Here is a 15,693-nt window from a genome sequence, read left to right as displayed (position 1 = left end):
CCTTGCCGGCTGCATCGGCCCTGCTGGCGCCGGCCGCTCCCGTTGGGATCGGCTGGCGCCAGCCGCATTACGAAGCGCTGCTGGCGCGCCGCCCGGCCCTCGGCTTCATCGAGGTCCATTCGGAAAATTTCTTCGCCGACGGCGGCGCGACGCTGGCCGTGCTGGAGGCCGGCCGCGAGGCCTATGCCGTCAGCCTGCATGGCGTCGGCCTCGGGCTGGGCTCGGCGACCGGCCTTGACCCCTGGCATCTGGACCGGCTCGCCCGCCTCGTCGAGCGCGTGCAGCCGCAGTGGGTGTCCGACCATGCCTGTTTCGCCCGCGTGGGCTCGGGCCTGCATGCGGCGGACCTGCTGCCCATTCCCTTCAACGACGAATCGCTGGCCTTGATGGCCAAGCATGTCGGCACGGTCCAGCAGCGGCTGGGCCGGCGCATGCTGGTCGAGAACATCAGCGCCTATGTCGGCTGGGACGGCGACACCCTGGCCGAACCCGAGTTCTTCAATCTGTTGACGCAGCGCAGCGGCTGCGGGCTGCTGCTGGACGTCAACAACCTGTTCGTCAATGCGCGCAATGCCGGCCTGGCGCCGGACGAGGCGGCCCGTGAGGCGATGCGCTGGGTCGATGCGATCCGGCCGGGCAGCGTCGGCGAGATCCACCTGGCCGGGCACTGCGAGCTGGCGGACGGCCTGGTCATCGACGATCACGGCAGCCGGGTGCGGGATGAAGTCTGGCGCGTCTATGCGCACGCCATCGAGCGCCTGGGCCCTGTGCCCACGCTGATCGAATGGGACGCCGCCGTGCCCGAACTGGACGTGCTGCTGGGCGAGTGCGAGCGCGCGAGGGCTTTGCAGACATGAAGGCCGAGCAGGAGGCCCTGGTCCATGCGCTGCTCGGGCGCGGCGATGCGCCGGCCACCCTGACCCGCAGCGAGCGCGGCCTGGCCGCTTATCGCAACAACCTGCGCGCGCTGTCGGCCCAGGCGCTGGCGGTGCCGTTCATCCGTTTGCGCGAGGCGCTGGGCGAGGACGATTTCGCCGCCTTGGCCTGGACGTTCTGGCGCACCCACCCGCCCGAGCGCGGCGACCTGGCGCAGTGGGGTGGCGCGCTGCCCGCATTCCTCGTCGCGCGTGCCGGGGAGAACTCCGGCCTGCCCGATCTGGCCCGGCTGGACTGGGCGCTGCACGAGGCCGAACGCGTGGCGGATGCCGGGCTGGACGCCGAATCGCTGGCGCTGCTCGGCCACCTGCCACCCGAGCAGCTGTGGCTGCAACTGCGGCCGGGCGTTGCCCTGCTGGATCAGCGCACGGGCCCGGTGCTGGTGTGGCGCCAGCGTTGGCGGGGCGAATCGCGGGCGCTATCGGCCGCCGAGGCGTGTTTCTTGCGCGCGCTGCTGACCGACGCGAGCCTCGCGGATGCGCTGGCGCAGGCCGAAGTGAAAGGTTCTGGCGCCGGGGCCGACTTCGACTTCAGCGCCTGGCTGCAAGCCGCGCTGCAGAACGCCTGGCTGCTGGGAGTCAGGTCGACGCCATCCACCCACCGGACTTCCACGCCATGAACGCTTTTGCCTCCGCCGCGCTGCGCGCCTTCACCGACCCCGGCGAGATCTCGCCGCCCCGGCCGACGCGTCTGCCGGTACCGCTCGACGGTGTCGTCAGCCATCTCCAGTCGCTCGCGCTGCTGGCGGCGCGGCTCTACGTGGCGCAGGTCTTTTTCATGTCGGGCCTGACCAAGTTGCGCGACTGGTCGTCGACGCTGGCCCTCTTCAACGACATCTACCAAGTACCGCTGCTGCCGCCGGCGCTGGCGGCCTACCTGGGCACCACCGGCGAGCTGGTGCTGCCCGTGCTGCTGGTGCTGGGCCTGGCGACGCGCTTTGCCGGCGCGGGCCTCTTCGTCGTCAACCTGATGGCGGTGCTGTCGCTGATGGCCGATGACCTGACACCGGCCGCCCAGGCGCAGCACACGCTGTGGGGGGTGCTGGCGCTCGCGATCGCACTGTGGGGCGCTGGGCGCTGGTCCGTCGACCGCGTGCTGTCTATTCGAGCGGGAAGAGGTTGAGGTCGACGACTGGCGGCACACGGCCATCTGTATCGCGCGGCAGCATTTCGGCCTTCTCGATGGCGCGCAGGACCGCGCGATCCCATTCGGCGTCACTACTGGCGGTGAGCACCCGGGTGCCAAGGATGCGTCCATCCGGCCCCAGAGTCAGTCGCACCAACACCGTCGGGTTGGCGTCGCGATTGCCGGAGTAGATGATCAACGGCTTGATGCGTCCAACAACGCGACCCTTCCAGCCCGCCGACGGCGCTGCGTTCTGAGCGGCCGCGCCGGTGGAGCCCGGCGTGCCACCGGCCATGCCCTGGATGCGGCGCAGGTTTTCCTGGCGCTGCGCCTCGCGGCGGGCGTCGGCGTCCTTGGCCTCCTTCGCTTCCTTGGCCGCCTTGGCTTCCTTCGCCTTCTTGCGATCCTGCTCTTCCTGGTCCGCCTTCTCTTTCGCGGCCTTGTCCTTGGCTGCCTTGTCCTTGGCGGCCTTGTCGCGTTCGAGCTTGGCAGCTTCCTCGCGGGCCTTTTCTTCCTTGGCCTTCTTGGCCTTGGCGATCGCGATCTCGGCTTCGCGCTGCTCGGCGGCGGCTTCGTCGGCGGCGCGCTGCTGGGCGCGGCGGTCGGGTTCAGGCGGTGGCTTGGGGGCCTCGGGTTCGGGCTCGGGCGGCGCTTCCTCGCGCGGCGCAGCGACCTGCGGCACAGAGGACCACAGCTCGGCCTCGAAGGCGGGCGACGAGTCGCTGTGCCAGTTCAGGCCATAGGTCAGCGCGATGATCAGCAGTGCGTGCGCCAGCAGCGCAAGCGCCAGGCCGCGGCCGATGCCGGCGGCTTCAGGAGGACGCAGGGCCGTGGTCGACATCAGTTGGACGATGCACCGCTCTTCACGGCCAGGCCCACGCGCTGGATGCCGGCGCGCTGCAGCGTGTCCATGACCTGCACCACGGCCTCGTACTTGACGTTCTTGTCGGCGGAGATGACGACCGGGTTGGTCGCGTCCTTGCCCTGGGCCTTCTTGACGCGCTCGGCCAGGCGGTTGGCCGGGATGGATTCAGGCTCCAACTGGTCGACCTTGATTTTGAGCTTCTCGTCGGTACCGACGATGACCTGGATGACGTGCTCGGGCTGCTGGCGGCTCTTGCCCACGCTGGGCAGGTCGACAAGGCCGGTCGTGATCAGCGGTGCGCTGACCATGAAGATGATGAGCAGCACCAGCATCACGTCGATGAACGGGACCATGTTGATCTCGTTCATCGTGCGGCGCCGGCGGCCGCCGCGGGCGGAGACGGAGGCCATCAGTGCTGCGTCGAGTTGCGTTGCAGGATGTTGGAGAACTCTTCGATGAAGGTCTCCAGCGTGATCGCGCTGCGGTCGATCTGGCGGGCGAAGCGGTTGTAGGCCAGCACGGCCGGAATGGCCGCAAACAGGCCGATGGCCGTGGCGACGAGCGCCTCGGCGATGCCCGGCGCGACGGTGGCCAGCGTGACCTGCGTCAGGTTGGACAGGCCGACGAAGGCGTGCATGATCCCCCAAATGGTGCCGAACAGGCCCACGTAGGGTGACACGGAGCCCACCGAGGCCAGGAAGGAGAGGTTGCTCTCCATCGCATCGAGTTCGCGGTGAAAGCTGGCGCGCATGGCGCGGCGGGCCGCGTCAAGCAGGGCGCCGGCGTCGGTGACGCGCTTCTCGCGCAGCTTCATGAACTCCCGCATGCCGGACGCGAAGATGCGCTCCAGCGGCGCGCCGTCAGTGCGGTTGCCGACGGCCTGATACAGGTCGTTCAGGTTCTTGCCGCTCCAGAACTCGGCCTCGAAGGCGTCGTTGCGGCGCTTGATCTGGCCCAGGCCGATGAGCTTGCCGAAGATGACGCTCCAGCTGGCCAGTGACACCAGCAGCAGGCCCGCGATGACGAGCTGCACCGCGAAGCTGGCGTGCAGGATCAGGGAGACGATGGAGAGGTCTTGGTTCATGCGGTGATCGCCGCGACGACGCGGTCGGGCAGGCGTTGCGGTTTCAGGTCGTCGGCGCGCACGCAGCCGATGCGGATCTCGCCTTCGGCCAACAACGTGTCGCCCCGCAGTGCGCGTTGACGCACGACGAGGCTGGCACGGCCGGCAGGCTGGGGTTCGACGGTGATGGTCAGCAGGTCGTCCAGCCGCGCCGGGGCGGCGTAGCGCAGGCTGGTGGCCGCGACGACGAAGATGATGCCGGTGTCCTCGCGCAGCTGGTGCTGCTCGACACCCGCGGCGCGCAGCCATTCGGTGCGGGCACGCTCGAAGAACTTCAGGTAGTTGGCATAGAAGACGATGCCGCCGGCATCGGTGTCTTCCCAGTACACGCGAACCTGGAACTGGAAGTTCATGCGATCACCTCGCGCAGGCGGCGCATGGCTTCTTCCAGGTCTTCCATCGACGACGCGAAAGACAGGCGCATCCAGCGCTGCGGGTCGGCCAGGCCGAAGTCGCGGCCCGGCGTCAGCGCGACCTGGGCGCTCTGCAGCAGCTCGTGCGCGAAGGCCCAGCTGTCGGCGTGATGGCGGCTGACGTCCATCCACGCGTAGAAGGCGCCATCGGGCGCGACGGGCACGGTCAGGCCGAGGTCGTTGAGGGCCGGCACGACGTAGTCGCGGCGCTCACGCAGCGTGTTGCGGCGGCGTTCGAACTCGGCGATGGACGCCGGCTCGAAGCCGGCCAGCGCCGCCATCTGTGCCAGCGTGGACGGGCAGATGTAGAGGTTCTGCGCCAGCCGTTCGATGGCCGGCACGAGAGCCGGCGGCAGCACCAGCCAGCCCAGCCGCCAACCGGTCATGCCGAAGTACTTGGAGAAGCTGTTGACCGAGACGATGTCGTCGCCCAGGGCCAAGGCGCTGTGGCCGAAGTGCTCGTCGTAGCTCAGCGGCAGGTAGATCTCGTCGATGACCGTGACGCCGCCGCGCCCGCGCACGAAGCGGGCGATGTCGGCCAGCACCTGGGGCGCGATGGACGTGCCGGTCGGGTTGCTGGGCGAGGCCAGCAGCACGCCGCGCGTGGCCGGGGTCCATGCGTCGCGAACCTGTTGCGCACCCAGCTGAAAGCGCTCGGCAGCGCCGGTGGGCAGCAAGCGCGGCATGGCGTCGGCGGCCGTCACGAAATGGCGGTTGCAGGGGTAGCAGGGGTCTGGCATCAGCACCTCGTCGCCGCGCTCGAAGAGGGCGAGGCAGGCGAGCTGCAGGCCGGCCGAGGCGCCGGCCGTCATGGCGATGCGATCGGGCGAGACGGCCAACCCGAAGCGCTGTGCATACCAGCGCGAGATCGCTTCACGCAAGGCGGGCAGGCCGAGGGCGTCGGTGTACGGCGTGGGGCCTTGCGCCACGCGCGCCACCGCCTCGCGCACAGCGGGTGCGGCGCCGAAGTCGGGCTCGCCGACGTTGAGGCGGATCATGCGGCGCCCGCCCTGCGCCGCGTCGCACAGCGGCCCTGCGGCGACCCGCGCTGCCGCCTTGGCCAGCTCCATCACGTAGAAAGGCTCGATGCGGTCGAGCCGGGCGGCCAGCTTCATCAGCTCGTCATCAGCGCTTGGCCGCCACCTCGGTGGGGCGCAGGTCCCCGGCCGCGCGGTCCAGCACGCCGTTGACGTACTTGTGGCCGTCGGTGCCGCCGAAGGACTTGGCCAGCTCCACGGCCTCATTGATGGCGACGCGGTAGGGGATGTCGATGCAGTGCTTGAGCTCGTAGGCGCCGATCATCAGGATGGCGTGCTCGATGGGCGACAGCTCGGTGGTCTTGCGGTCGACGTGGCGGGACAGGATGGCGTCGAGGTCGGCGGCCTCGTTGACGCAACCGGTCAGCAGCGCGTCGTAGTGCTTGAGGTCCAGCTTGGCATAGCCCTCCTGCTCGCGGCCCAGCGCGACGATGGCGCCGATGTCCTCGCCGGTCAGCAGCCACTGGTAGAGGCCTTGCAACGCGGCCTCGCGCGAGCGGCGGCGGGCCGACTTGGCGGCGGGCTTCCTGCCGGCAGGTTTGGTGGCCGCCTTGGGTGCGGTCTTCTGGGGTGCGTTCACTCGATCTCTTTCAGCAGGTTGGCCATCTCGACGGCGACGCGGGCGGCATCGCGGCCCTTGGGTTCGGCGCGGGCCCAGGCCTGGGCTTCGTTCTCGACGGTCAGGATGGCGTTGGCAATCGGAATGCCGTGATCCAGGCCGACGCGGGTCACCGCCGCGCCGCTCTCGTTGGCGACGAGCTCGAAGTGGTAGGTTTCGCCGCGGATGATGCAGCCCAGTGCGATGAGGGCGTCGTAGTCGTTGCTTTCGGCCAGCGCTTGCAGGGCCAGTGGCACCTCCAGCGCGCCCGGCACGGTGACATGGCGGATGGCCTCGGCCGGCACGCCCAGGATGGACAGCTCGGCCAGGCAGGCGCTGGCGAGCGCCGACGTGATGGAGTCGTTGAAGCGCGCCTGGACGATGGCGACGGTCAACTCGCTGCCGTCGAGGGCGCCCTCGAAGCTGGGCAGTCCGGGTTCGGAATCTTGCATCGCGGGCCTTTCTGAATCAGCAGTGGGGAGGAGCGGTGAAACCGGTCACTTCGAGGCCGTAGCCGGTCATGCTGGGCATGCGGCGCGGGCTGCCGAGCAGCCGCATGCGGTGCACGCCCAGCGCCTTCAGGATCTGGGCCCCGACGCCATAGGTGCGCAGGTCCATCGCGCCCTTGGTGGCCGCCGTCGGCTCGCAGGCTTGCACGCGGGCCAGCACCCCAGCGGCGTCCTCCCCGCAGTTCAACAGGACGGCGACGCCTGCAGTGCTGGCCCGGACCGCAGACAGCGCGGCGGGCAGGCCCCAGGAGTGGCCGCAGGGGCCCGCTTCCAGCAGGTCCATGACCGAGAGCGGCTCATGCACGCGCACCAGCACCTCGTCGTCCGGTGTCCACTGGCCGTGGCTGAGCGCCAGGTGGGTGCCGCCGGTGCGGTCGGTGAAGACCTGGCAGTCGAACTCGCCTTGAGCCGTGTTCAGGCGGCGCTCGGCGACGCGTTGGATCAGGCTTTCGTGGCGGCTGCGGTACTCGATGAGGTCGGCGATGGTGCCGATCTTCAGGCCATGCTCGGCGGCGAAGATCTCCAGGTCGGGCAACCGGGCCATGCTGCCGTCGTCCTTCATGATTTCGCAGATCACCGACGTGGCCGACAGGCCGGCCATGCGGGCCAGGTCGCAGCCCGCTTCGGTATGGCCGGCGCGCATCAGCACGCCGCCGTCCTGGGCCTGCAGCGGGAACACGTGACCGGGCTGGACGAGATCGCTGGCCTTGGCATCGGGCGCGACGGCTGCCTGCACGGTGCGGGCGCGGTCGGCGGCCGAGATGCCGGTGGTGACGCCAGTGGCGGCCTCGATGGAGACGGTGAAGGCCGTGCCGTGCTGCGTGCCGTTGCGGCGCGTCATCGGCGGCAGTTGCAGGCGCTCGCAATGCTCGCGCGGCAGCGTCAGGCAGATCAGCCCGCGGCCGTGCTTGGCCATGAAGTTGATGGCCTCGGGCGTGACGAGGTCGGCCGCCAGGACGAGATCGCCCTCGTTTTCGCGGTCCTCCTCGTCGACGAGGATGACCATGCGGCCCGCGGCCAGCTCGGCCACCAGCTCGGGAATGGGGGAGATGGGCATAGCCGGCGATTGTAGGTGGCGACCCTAGTGGCTGGCGCCGCGTCGGCTTCTACACGGGCCGCAGGCGAAGGCGCAGGTCCGCGCCGACAGGGGAGGCTTCGATCAGCGTCCAGCGGCGGGCGGCGCCGAGGTCGGCCAGTTGGGGCAGGGAGGCCAGAGGACGCCCCTCGCCCATCAGCACTGGCGCCTGGTAGATCAGCAGCTCGTCGACGAGGCCGGCATCGAGGAAGGCGCCGGACAGCACCGGGCCGGCTTCCACATGGAGCTCGTTGACGCCTTGCGAGCCGAGGTCGGCGAGCAGCGCAGGCAGGTCCGCCCGGCCTGGGCCGATGATGCGGGCTTCGCCGGGCGGCTGCAGGATGCGTGCGGCGGCGGGCATGCGGCCCTGCGGGTCCAGCACGATGCGCAGCGGCTGGCGGGCCGTCGGCACCAGCCGCACGTCGAGCCGCGGGTCGTCGGCCAGCACGGTGCCGATGCCTGTCAGCACGGCGCCGGCACGACGGCGCCAGGCATGCCCGTCCGCGCGCGCGGCTTCGCCGGTGATCCACTGGCTGCGGCCATCGGGCAGGGCGGTGCGGCCGTCCAGCGAGATGGCGGACTTCAGCCGCACGAACGGCCGGCCGCGTTGCATGCGGGAGAAGAAACCGATGTTCAACTCGCGGGCCGCATCGGCTGTCGCCACGTCGGCAAGCTCGACGACGAGGCCGGCGGCTGCCAGGCGCGCGAGGCCTTGACCGGCGACGAGCGGATTGGGATCCTCGACGGCGACCACGACGCGAGCGATGCCCGCGGCGATCAGGGCATCGCAGCAAGGCGGTGTGCGGCCGTGATGCGAACAGGGCTCCAGCGTGACGACCGCGATGCCGCCGCGTACATCGGCACCACGGGCCGCGGCGTCGCGAAGCGCCATGACTTCGGCATGCGGCTGACCGGCCGCCTGGGTGTGCCCGGCGCCCAACTGCCGGCCGTCGGCCGACAACAGCACACAGCCGACGCGGGGGTTGGGGTCGCTCAGGCCGATGGCCTGTTCGGCGAGGCTCAGCGCAAGGCCGAGCGACTCGCGGATTCGTTCAGGAAGCATCCAGCCAGTCTAGCCAAGCGCTCAGGGCTGGATCTGTGCCGTGGAGTAGTCGACGAAGATGCCGCTCGTCGGATTGACCGCCGGCGCGGTGGGGCAGGCACGGTCACCGCGGACGACGAGGAAGTTTTGGCGTGCCAGCGAACCGGTCACCTTCACATAGACCGCCGGATGCTCGTAGTTGTCCAGGAAGGTGGTGTTCGTGACGTAGGCGCTGCCGTTGCCGTTGTAGTCGGCGCTGTAGCGGCAGACGCGGTGGTCGGCTGCGGTGGTTCCCGTGTCGAAGCCGGTCAGGATGACCTTGCCGGACCAACTGCGGCGTGTGCCGCTGTCGGGGTAGACGAGGCAGTCGTAGTTGACGAAGGACTGGGTGCCGGGCGACCCGCTGAGCGAGTTGTTGAAGCACTGGTAGGTGGGCGGGGTGGCCATCACCGTGTCCATGATGACGTTGCCGGCGCTGTCCTTGACCGGTCGGCCGTCGGCGTCGAGCCGCTGCGTGAGATAGCTGCTGGCGACGATGGCGACATCCAGCGGGATCGCGGCGGCCTCGGGCGTGGTCGGGTTGGCCGGGTCGGCGTTCGAGAACCGGATCGTGCCACTCAACAGATAGCCCACGGTGTTGTTGTGGCAAGCCTCGACGTCGCTGGCCGTCAACGCGGACACCGGCGTCGCCGCCGGGATCGAGCAGACACCGGTGATGACGCCGGTCACGTTGTTGAACACCCAGACCGTGCTGCTCAAGCTGCTGGGCCGGTAGACGCTGGTCTTGTCGCGCAGGTCCTTGGCGGCCGGCGGGATGGCCGGATGCCGGTCGGCGGGTTGGCGGATGCCGCCGGGTGGTGGCGTGAAGGACACCGAACCGGCGAAGGCCGGGTCGACGCGCGCGATGACGGTGTTCAGCACGACCTCTTGCGCTTCCTGCTGCGCGCTCTGAGTGGCGCGATCCTTCCAGTCGACGACGACGCGCACGGCCTTGGCTTGCGGTTCCGAAGACTCGTCGATGAAAGATCCCGCCCAACGCCTGATCTGGTAAGTGGTATTGGAGTCGTCTGGCGTCTCGCGCCTTCCCTGGAGGGTGATGATGTCGGTTTCGTAGTCCAGGACGGTCGGATCTGCGTCTTCGGGCTCTTTGAGTACCGAGAAGGAACGCAACCTGGCGAGTTCCGCCTGCGCCATGCGCATGCCTTCACTGCGCTGCTTGCCCAGGTCGCCGCTGCGGCGCAGGTTGCTCATCAGGCCGACGAGCGCCACCATGCCGAAGCTCATCACCATCAGGGCGACAAGCGCCTCGATCAGGGTCACGCCACGCTGGCGGCGCGGTTTGTGAGGACGTCTGGCGAGGGTTCTCATCTGGCGTCCGTCCAGCTGCCGGGTACTCGGACATAACTGCCGACGCGGTTGCGCAATTGGTCGATGACCGAGGGCTGATAGAAGATGTCCACGGCCCCATCCGTATGAACGTCACCTTGCACCACCACGGCGCCGGTGATCAGCGACGGTCCACCCGTGGGTCCCCAGATCAGATTGCGCTGCGTGGCCAGGAGGCCGGTCAGCTGGAGCGGGCCGGTAAGCGTCACATCGCCGGTCGCGATGATGACGACGGGATCAGTGGCAGTCCCGAGGCTCACATTGCTGCTGACGTCCAGCGGCCCGTGGATCCACAGAATGCGTTTGCCGGCTTTGTAAGCCTGATCCAGCGCGGGTCCGCAATCCGCGCGGCATGTGACTTCACGGAGCGAGGGATGTTGCTTGTAGCGTTCTTGGGCAGCCCCGAGGAACATCCTGAAGATATCGGCGTTGGGATCGCTGAGCGTGCGATCTTCGGCAATTTGCGCGAGGCTGGGCAGCGTGCCGGGCACGCTTTCGAGTCGGCTTTCGACCAGGCCGTTCAACTTGCCACCGGCCGTCACGAGCAAACCCGCCGACCTGGGGTCGGTGTTGTGCAAGCCCAGCCCGACGCCCGTGGAGATGACGTCGCCTTTGACCACCAAGGGTGCTGCTGGCGGCGAGCGCACCGCACTGACCAACGCGAGCAAGGCGTGTTGCAGGCTCAGGCCTTGATAGTTCTTGCTGTTCTCCGCAGCGCCCCCACAGGTGTCGACCACGCTGTTGGTGCAGCCATAGGCATTGATCTGTACAGTGCCAGCACGGTCCGGGACCGGTTGGATGGTGATACCAAAACTGGGCACCAAATCGCTGCTGCTGAGCTCCACAGGGGCTACGCGTTTGCCGAATGTCGGACAGCGACAGACCCAGCCTTCGGGCGCGCGCGTGCAGTCGGCGACGATGGCGGCAGAATCGCTCTTTTCATCTGCGACGTTTTGCTTGATGCCACGGTCCTCGGGCGTGATGCGCAGGTATCGGTCCGCGAAGCGGACTCCGTCAGTGGCCACTGGCTTGCATTGATTGTCGGTCGCCGTGCTGTTCAGCATCGCGACGGTCCATTCGATGGCCGCTTCGGCCATGTCCTGGGACATGCCAGCGCGGTAATAGCCATTGGACACGCGCTGCTCGAACAGCAGACTGCGATTGGCGTAGGCCGCAAGCAAGGCCATGATCAGAAACAGCATCATGACGACCACCAGCGTCGCCGCGCCATGCTCTTTTGCACAGAGATGCCGGGAGGCCGTTTTCATGGGCAAGCTCCGGTCATGGCGTCGGCGCGAATGCGCTCGGCGCCAGTAAGCGTGCGCGTCACCGCGCCATCGTGCTTGGCACGTCCGCGAATCTTGAACTCCACCCGGCGCACCTCTTGCTGGGGGCATCCCGCTGCTGTGCAAGGGCTATCGCAAAATTCACCCAGCGGTATTTGCTGGTTGAAGACTTGAATGTCGAAGTCGACGATCTCGACTGTATCGGGGTCGGTGATGGGCTGCCAGTTGGGTTGGTCGTCCTTTTTTCCGAGTTGCAAATAAAGCGTCTTCTTCGTTTTGTCCCATTTGATGCCGAAATACTCGTTGCTCGACAACTCCGCGCTGCCAATGGACTCACCGAGGGTGCTCCGGGCGTACGTGTATTCCAAGGCTCGGATGCGATCGTCATCCGTTCTCTTGAGCGGCGCATACAAGTTTGGGGTCGCAGCCTGCGCTGGCTCTTCCAGCGGTGTGCCCACGCCGCTCGCCGGTACCCACACGGCGAGCCGGGCCTCTCCTCGAAAACCAGCTCGCCGCATATCCTGTTGCAACAAGTCGGCGGCCGCCCGCAAGTCCTGCTGAACCTGGGTCTCCAGCATCAACCGGCGATGCTCCGTGATCTGGTTGACGGCGATGAGGGATGCGCCCGCGGCCACGATCAAGCCGATGGTGATGCCCACCATCAACTCCACAAGGCCGAGGCCCCGCTGAACAAAATCGCGATGTCGGGACGTCAACCGCATGCTGCGTACCCGCTGATGCTGCTGTCGGGTGTGCAGACGCGTACCCGGTTGACCTCGTTGATCTCCACACGCAATTGCGCACCAGTGCGTTTGCCGCTGACGGTAATCTTGACGCCGGATACTTCGGGAAAATATTTTCCGCGTTCGAAGTTCAATATCGGCCTCCTAAGAGGTCCCCAATCGTCCGCCGCAGCTTCGAAGCTGACGCCGTTGGAATTCTCGATCTGGAATACCCGCAATATTTGCACCGGCCAGCCGCCACACATGTTCTCCTGTGCGCGATAGCACTTGCAGAGGTGTTGCGTACCATTGTGAACGTTCACCATGGCACAACTGAGCTTTCCGTCGGGATCCTTCTCGAGGTGAACGTTGACCATATCGCCATTCACATTCGTTTCGGAGCGGGCGTAGTTCAATATCCCCGCAAGCTCCTGAGCAACCGCCACCACGCGACGACGCTCCATCAGATCTGACAGCGACGGAACCGCGGCGGCCACCAACACGCCCAGGACCGCCAGCGCGACCATGAGTTCGACCAAACTCAACCCTCGCGGCAGAAGTCGCGTCCATCTGGGGTTGCTGGCTGTCTTCATTTCAACGAGGCCAGCAGGTGTTGGACGTCACCCTGTCGCCCTGACCGGTGGCCAGATACTTCACCGACGCCCCATCCACCTGGATGCTCATCTTGACGCAGTCCTTGTCGTTGCGCTGTGGGCTTCCATCCTTCGGCGTCGCTGTGACCACGTAGCCACTGACAAGCGTCTCCGCGCCAGAAAGATTGACGATGTTGACGTCGTAGTGCTTGGTGATCGCGGCGGGGTCGACTTTCAACTCCTCCAGAGAGGACGAGAACGTGCTGCGGTTGCCGCGATACCGCTCCTGGGCCTGCACGACGGACGTCAGCACCGCCGCCGCATCCGCGCGGCGGCTGCGCTGCACATAGGAGGTGTAGTTGGGATAGGCCACCGCGGCCAGGATGCCGGCGATGACGACGGTGACCATCAACTCGATCAACGTGAAGCCGTGGCGTTGCGAGTGGACAGACGTCTGCATGGGCTGATTCTCGGCAGCGCCTCCTCCGGGCTGATTTGCGCTCCTGCCGTTCATCCCGCAGCACCTGCCGCTGGTCGGCGTCCACCACGAATGAGGGATGAGCGCTCAAGCGCAATTCGGCATGCCGGCCAGCTTGGTGCCGGAGGCGCAGCTGCGGATGCGACCGGTGATCGCGATCACCTGGCGGATGCTGGTGCCGCTGCTGAGGCTCAGCTCGATGCTGCCGGTTTGTGTCACCAGCCCCTGGCCGTGCTGGAACGCCAGCGTCTCCGCATTGCTGCGCAGCGTGATCGGCTGGTTGCTCGGCAGCCATTCAGCCTTGATGACCGCGCTGCTGGCCGTCTTGCAGACGGCTTGGCCGCCGGCGCAGTCACAGTCGTCTTTCGCGCCCGTGTGCAGCACGTAGCAGGCGTTTGCGCCCTTGCCGCTGACACGGAAGTAGACCGACTCGCCTGTCCGGACCGCCTCGCTGCGCGCAAAGCGCAGGTCGCCTGCCAGCGCTTCGGATTGAGCGCGGAGCTTTTGCTGCTGCTGCAGCTTGCTCATCGCCGGCACCGCCTGGCTGAGCAGTGTGGCGCAGATGCCGATACCGGCGCACAGCTCCACGAGGGTGAAACCACGGCTGTTGCGGCGGGTGCGGGCGGTGCGGTTCATGGTGCTTCCCTCGGTTCGTTGTTGATGGAACGAACTTTAGGAAGCGGGCTTCACCGCGTCTTTCCCTCCAAAGGCGGAATGAAGGGGGAGGGATGGGGACGCATCCCCCCCTGGCTCCCCCTTAAGAGGGATAGGGAAACCCCGCGTCAGATCTCGCGGATCAGCTGGCGGAACTCGTCGACGTCTTCGAAGCTGCGATAGACCGACGCGAAGCGCACGTAGGCGACCTTGTCGATGCGCTTCAGCTCGCGCATGACCAGTTCGCCCAGCCGGGTCGACGCGATCTCACGCGCGCCGCTCGCGAGCAGCTTTTCCTCGATGCGGTTGATGGCCGCGTCGATCTGCTCGACGCTGACCGGCCGCTTGCGCAGCGCCAGCTGCATGGAAGCGCGCAGCTTGGCGGCGTCGAAGTCGGCGCGCCGCCCATCCTTCTTGACGACCGAGGGCAAGGCGATGTCGGCCCGCTCATAGGTCGTGAAGCGCTTGTCGCAGGACAGGCAGCGGCGCCGGCGCCGAACGACGTCGCCCTCGTCCGATTCCCGGGTTTCGGCAACCTGGGTTTCGGTGTGAGAGCAGAACGGGCAACGCACTTGTCGTCTTAGCCGCGGTAGACGGGGAAGGCGGCCGTCAGCGCGGCGACCTTCTCGCGCACGGCCGCCAGGTTGGCCTCGTCGTGCGGCTTGTCCAGCACGTCGGCGATCAGGTGGGCGGTGGCACGCACCTGCTCCTCCTTGAAGCCGCGCGTGGTCATGGCCGGCGTGCCCAGGCGGATGCCGCTGGTGACCATGGGCTTCTGCGGATCGTTGGGGATGCCGTTCTTGTTGCAGGTCATGTGTGCGGCGCCCAGGATGGCCTCGGCTTCCTTGCCGGTCAGGTTCTTCGGCCGCAGGTCCACCAGCATGACGTGGCTCTCCGTGCCGCCGGAAACGATGCGCAAGCCGCGCTCGATCAGCGTCTCGGCCAGGACCTTGGCGTTCTTGACGACCTGTTCCTGATAAGCCTTGAACTCGGGCGTCAGCGCTTCCCTGAAGGCCACGGCCTTGCCGGCGATGACGTGCATCAGCGGGCCGCCCTGGATGCCAGGGAAGATCGCCGAGTTGATCTTCTTGGCGATGTCTTCCTTGTTCGTCAGGATGATGCCGCCGCGCGGGCCGCGCAGGCTCTTGTGCGTGGTCGACGTGACGACATCGGCGTGGGGCAGGGGGTTCGGATAGACGCCCGCGGCGATCAGGCCGGCGTAGTGGGCCATGTCGACCATGAAGTAGGCGCCGATCTCCTTGGCGATCTTGCCGAAGCGCTCGAAGTCGATGCGCAGCGAGTAAGCCGAGGCGCCGGCAATGATGAGCTTGGGCTTCTTCTCGCGGGCCAGGGCTTCCATCGCGTCGTAGTCGATGGCTTCGTTCGCGTCCAGGCCGTAGCTGATGACGTTGAACCACTTGCCGCTCATGTTCAGTGCCATGCCGTGGGTCAGGTGGCCGCCTTCGGCCAGGCTCATGCCCATGATGGTGTCGCCCGGTTGCAGCAGCGCGAAGAACACGCCCTGGTTGGCCTGGGAGCCGGAGTTGGGCTGCACGTTGGCGAACTCGGCACCGAACAACTGTTTCACGCGGTCGATGGCCAGTTGCTCGGCAACGTCGACGTACTCGCAGCCGCCGTAGTAGCGCTTGCCCGGGTAGCCCTCGGCGTACTTGTTCGTGAGCTGGCTGCCCTGGGCCTGCATGACGGCCGGCGAGGTGTAGTTCTCGCTGGCGATCAGTTCGATGTGGTCTTCCTGGCGGCGGTTCTCGTTCTGGATCGTCGTCCAGAGTTCAGGATCGACCAGGGCGAGGGTGGAGGTGTTGCGGTCAAACATGGTTGATTCCGAAGGTC

General features: G+C 67.3%; 20 protein-coding genes. 3 read left to right on the top strand and 17 right to left on the bottom strand.

Annotated elements, in window-relative coordinates:
• Positions 1–2 precede the first annotated feature (2 nt).
• Genes ASD35_RS17475 through ASD35_RS17465 form a run of 3 tightly spaced genes read left to right on the top strand, consistent with a single transcriptional unit; the run spans position 3 to position 2,058 of the window.
• Entirely contained in the window at positions 3–857 is an 855-nt protein-coding gene (locus ASD35_RS17475) for a DUF692 domain-containing protein (protein WP_056876245.1), read from the top strand.
• Positions 854–1,555, top strand: coding sequence for a DNA-binding domain-containing protein (locus tag ASD35_RS17470; RefSeq protein WP_056876244.1), 702 nt, complete (start codon positions 854–856; stop codon positions 1,553–1,555). The genes ASD35_RS17475 and ASD35_RS17470 overlap by 4 nt, the downstream gene beginning before the upstream one ends.
• A complete protein-coding gene (locus tag ASD35_RS17465; RefSeq protein WP_082580244.1) occupies positions 1,552–2,058 on the top strand; it encodes a DoxX family protein in 507 nt (168 codons plus the stop codon). The genes ASD35_RS17470 and ASD35_RS17465 overlap by 4 nt, the downstream gene beginning before the upstream one ends.
• Here ASD35_RS17465 and tolA read toward each other — a convergent pair.
• The 17 genes from tolA to glyA all read right to left on the bottom strand — a co-directional run bounded on the left by tolA (position 2,036) and on the right by glyA (position 15,676).
• Positions 2,036–2,902 carry a cell envelope integrity protein TolA gene (gene tolA, locus ASD35_RS17460; RefSeq protein WP_056876243.1) on the bottom strand — a complete coding sequence of 289 codons (867 nt, stop codon included), beginning with the start codon at positions 2,900–2,902 and terminating at the stop codon, positions 2,036–2,038. The two genes, ASD35_RS17465 and tolA, sit on opposite strands and share 23 nt — an antisense overlap.
• Complete coding sequence (tolR, locus tag ASD35_RS17455) at positions 2,902–3,336, bottom strand: protein TolR (RefSeq protein ID WP_056876242.1); 435 nt, start codon at positions 3,334–3,336, stop codon at positions 2,902–2,904. The genes tolA and tolR overlap by 1 nt, the downstream gene beginning before the upstream one ends.
• Positions 3,336–4,010, bottom strand: coding sequence for a protein TolQ (gene tolQ / locus ASD35_RS17450; protein WP_056876241.1), 675 nt, complete (start codon positions 4,008–4,010; stop codon positions 3,336–3,338). The genes tolR and tolQ overlap by 1 nt, the downstream gene beginning before the upstream one ends.
• Positions 4,007–4,402: a tol-pal system-associated acyl-CoA thioesterase gene (gene ybgC, locus ASD35_RS17445; RefSeq protein ID WP_056876240.1), complete on the bottom strand. Its 396-nt coding sequence runs from the start codon at positions 4,400–4,402 to the stop codon at positions 4,007–4,009. The genes tolQ and ybgC overlap by 4 nt, the downstream gene beginning before the upstream one ends.
• Positions 4,399–5,577 (bottom strand): pyridoxal phosphate-dependent aminotransferase, encoded by a 1,179-nt coding sequence (locus ASD35_RS17440; RefSeq protein WP_056876239.1) that lies wholly within the window; start codon positions 5,575–5,577, stop codon positions 4,399–4,401. Before ASD35_RS17440 ends, ybgC begins: the two co-directional genes overlap by 4 nt.
• A 10-nt stretch (positions 5,578–5,587) precedes the next feature.
• Positions 5,588–6,079, bottom strand: coding sequence for a transcription antitermination factor NusB (gene nusB / locus ASD35_RS17435; protein ID WP_056876238.1), 492 nt, complete (start codon positions 6,077–6,079; stop codon positions 5,588–5,590).
• Positions 6,076–6,549 carry a 6,7-dimethyl-8-ribityllumazine synthase gene (gene ribH, locus ASD35_RS17430; RefSeq protein WP_056876237.1) on the bottom strand — a complete coding sequence of 158 codons (474 nt, stop codon included), beginning with the start codon at positions 6,547–6,549 and terminating at the stop codon, positions 6,076–6,078. The genes nusB and ribH overlap by 4 nt, the downstream gene beginning before the upstream one ends.
• A 16-nt stretch (positions 6,550–6,565) precedes the next feature.
• On the bottom strand, positions 6,566–7,663 hold the full coding sequence (ribBA, locus tag ASD35_RS17425; RefSeq protein ID WP_056876236.1) for a bifunctional 3,4-dihydroxy-2-butanone-4-phosphate synthase/GTP cyclohydrolase II: 1,098 nt from the start codon (positions 7,661–7,663) through the stop codon (positions 6,566–6,568).
• Between the two features lie 49 nt (positions 7,664–7,712).
• The gene (gene ribD, locus ASD35_RS17420; RefSeq protein WP_056876235.1) at positions 7,713–8,744 is read right to left on the bottom strand and encodes a bifunctional diaminohydroxyphosphoribosylaminopyrimidine deaminase/5-amino-6-(5-phosphoribosylamino)uracil reductase RibD; all 1,032 of its coding nucleotides are present in this window, start codon (positions 8,742–8,744) and stop codon (positions 7,713–7,715) included.
• Between the two features lie 21 nt (positions 8,745–8,765).
• Positions 8,766–10,091 carry a prepilin-type N-terminal cleavage/methylation domain-containing protein gene (locus ASD35_RS17415; protein ID WP_082580243.1) on the bottom strand — a complete coding sequence of 442 codons (1,326 nt, stop codon included), beginning with the start codon at positions 10,089–10,091 and terminating at the stop codon, positions 8,766–8,768.
• Positions 10,088–11,377 (bottom strand): hypothetical protein, encoded by a 1,290-nt coding sequence (locus ASD35_RS17410; RefSeq protein WP_157275629.1) that lies wholly within the window; start codon positions 11,375–11,377, stop codon positions 10,088–10,090. The genes ASD35_RS17415 and ASD35_RS17410 overlap by 4 nt, the downstream gene beginning before the upstream one ends.
• Positions 11,374–12,117 carry a PilW family protein gene (locus ASD35_RS17405; protein WP_056876232.1) on the bottom strand — a complete coding sequence of 248 codons (744 nt, stop codon included), beginning with the start codon at positions 12,115–12,117 and terminating at the stop codon, positions 11,374–11,376. The genes ASD35_RS17410 and ASD35_RS17405 overlap by 4 nt, the downstream gene beginning before the upstream one ends.
• Positions 12,108–12,710, bottom strand: coding sequence for a prepilin-type N-terminal cleavage/methylation domain-containing protein (locus ASD35_RS17400; RefSeq protein ID WP_082580242.1), 603 nt, complete (start codon positions 12,708–12,710; stop codon positions 12,108–12,110). The genes ASD35_RS17405 and ASD35_RS17400 overlap by 10 nt, the downstream gene beginning before the upstream one ends.
• 1 nt (position 12,711) lies before the next feature.
• Positions 12,712–13,170 carry a type IV pilin protein gene (locus tag ASD35_RS17395; RefSeq protein WP_056876230.1) on the bottom strand — a complete coding sequence of 153 codons (459 nt, stop codon included), beginning with the start codon at positions 13,168–13,170 and terminating at the stop codon, positions 12,712–12,714.
• Between the two features lie 105 nt (positions 13,171–13,275).
• Positions 13,276–13,824, bottom strand: a complete 549-nt coding sequence (locus ASD35_RS17390; RefSeq protein ID WP_056876229.1) for a GspH/FimT family pseudopilin — start codon at positions 13,822–13,824, stop codon at positions 13,276–13,278.
• A gap of 146 nt (positions 13,825–13,970) precedes the next feature.
• Entirely contained in the window at positions 13,971–14,414 is a 444-nt protein-coding gene (nrdR, locus tag ASD35_RS17385) for a transcriptional regulator NrdR (RefSeq protein WP_056876228.1), read from the bottom strand.
• A gap of 8 nt (positions 14,415–14,422) precedes the next feature.
• Complete coding sequence (glyA, locus tag ASD35_RS17380; protein ID WP_056876227.1) at positions 14,423–15,676, bottom strand: serine hydroxymethyltransferase; 1,254 nt, start codon at positions 15,674–15,676, stop codon at positions 14,423–14,425.
• Positions 15,677–15,693: the final 17 nt, after the last annotated feature.

This window comes from Pelomonas sp. Root1444 (assembly GCF_001426885.1).
Classification (GTDB): Bacteria; Pseudomonadota; Gammaproteobacteria; order Burkholderiales; family Burkholderiaceae_C; genus Pelomonas.
This window is presented reverse-complemented; position numbering and strand designations above follow the sequence as displayed.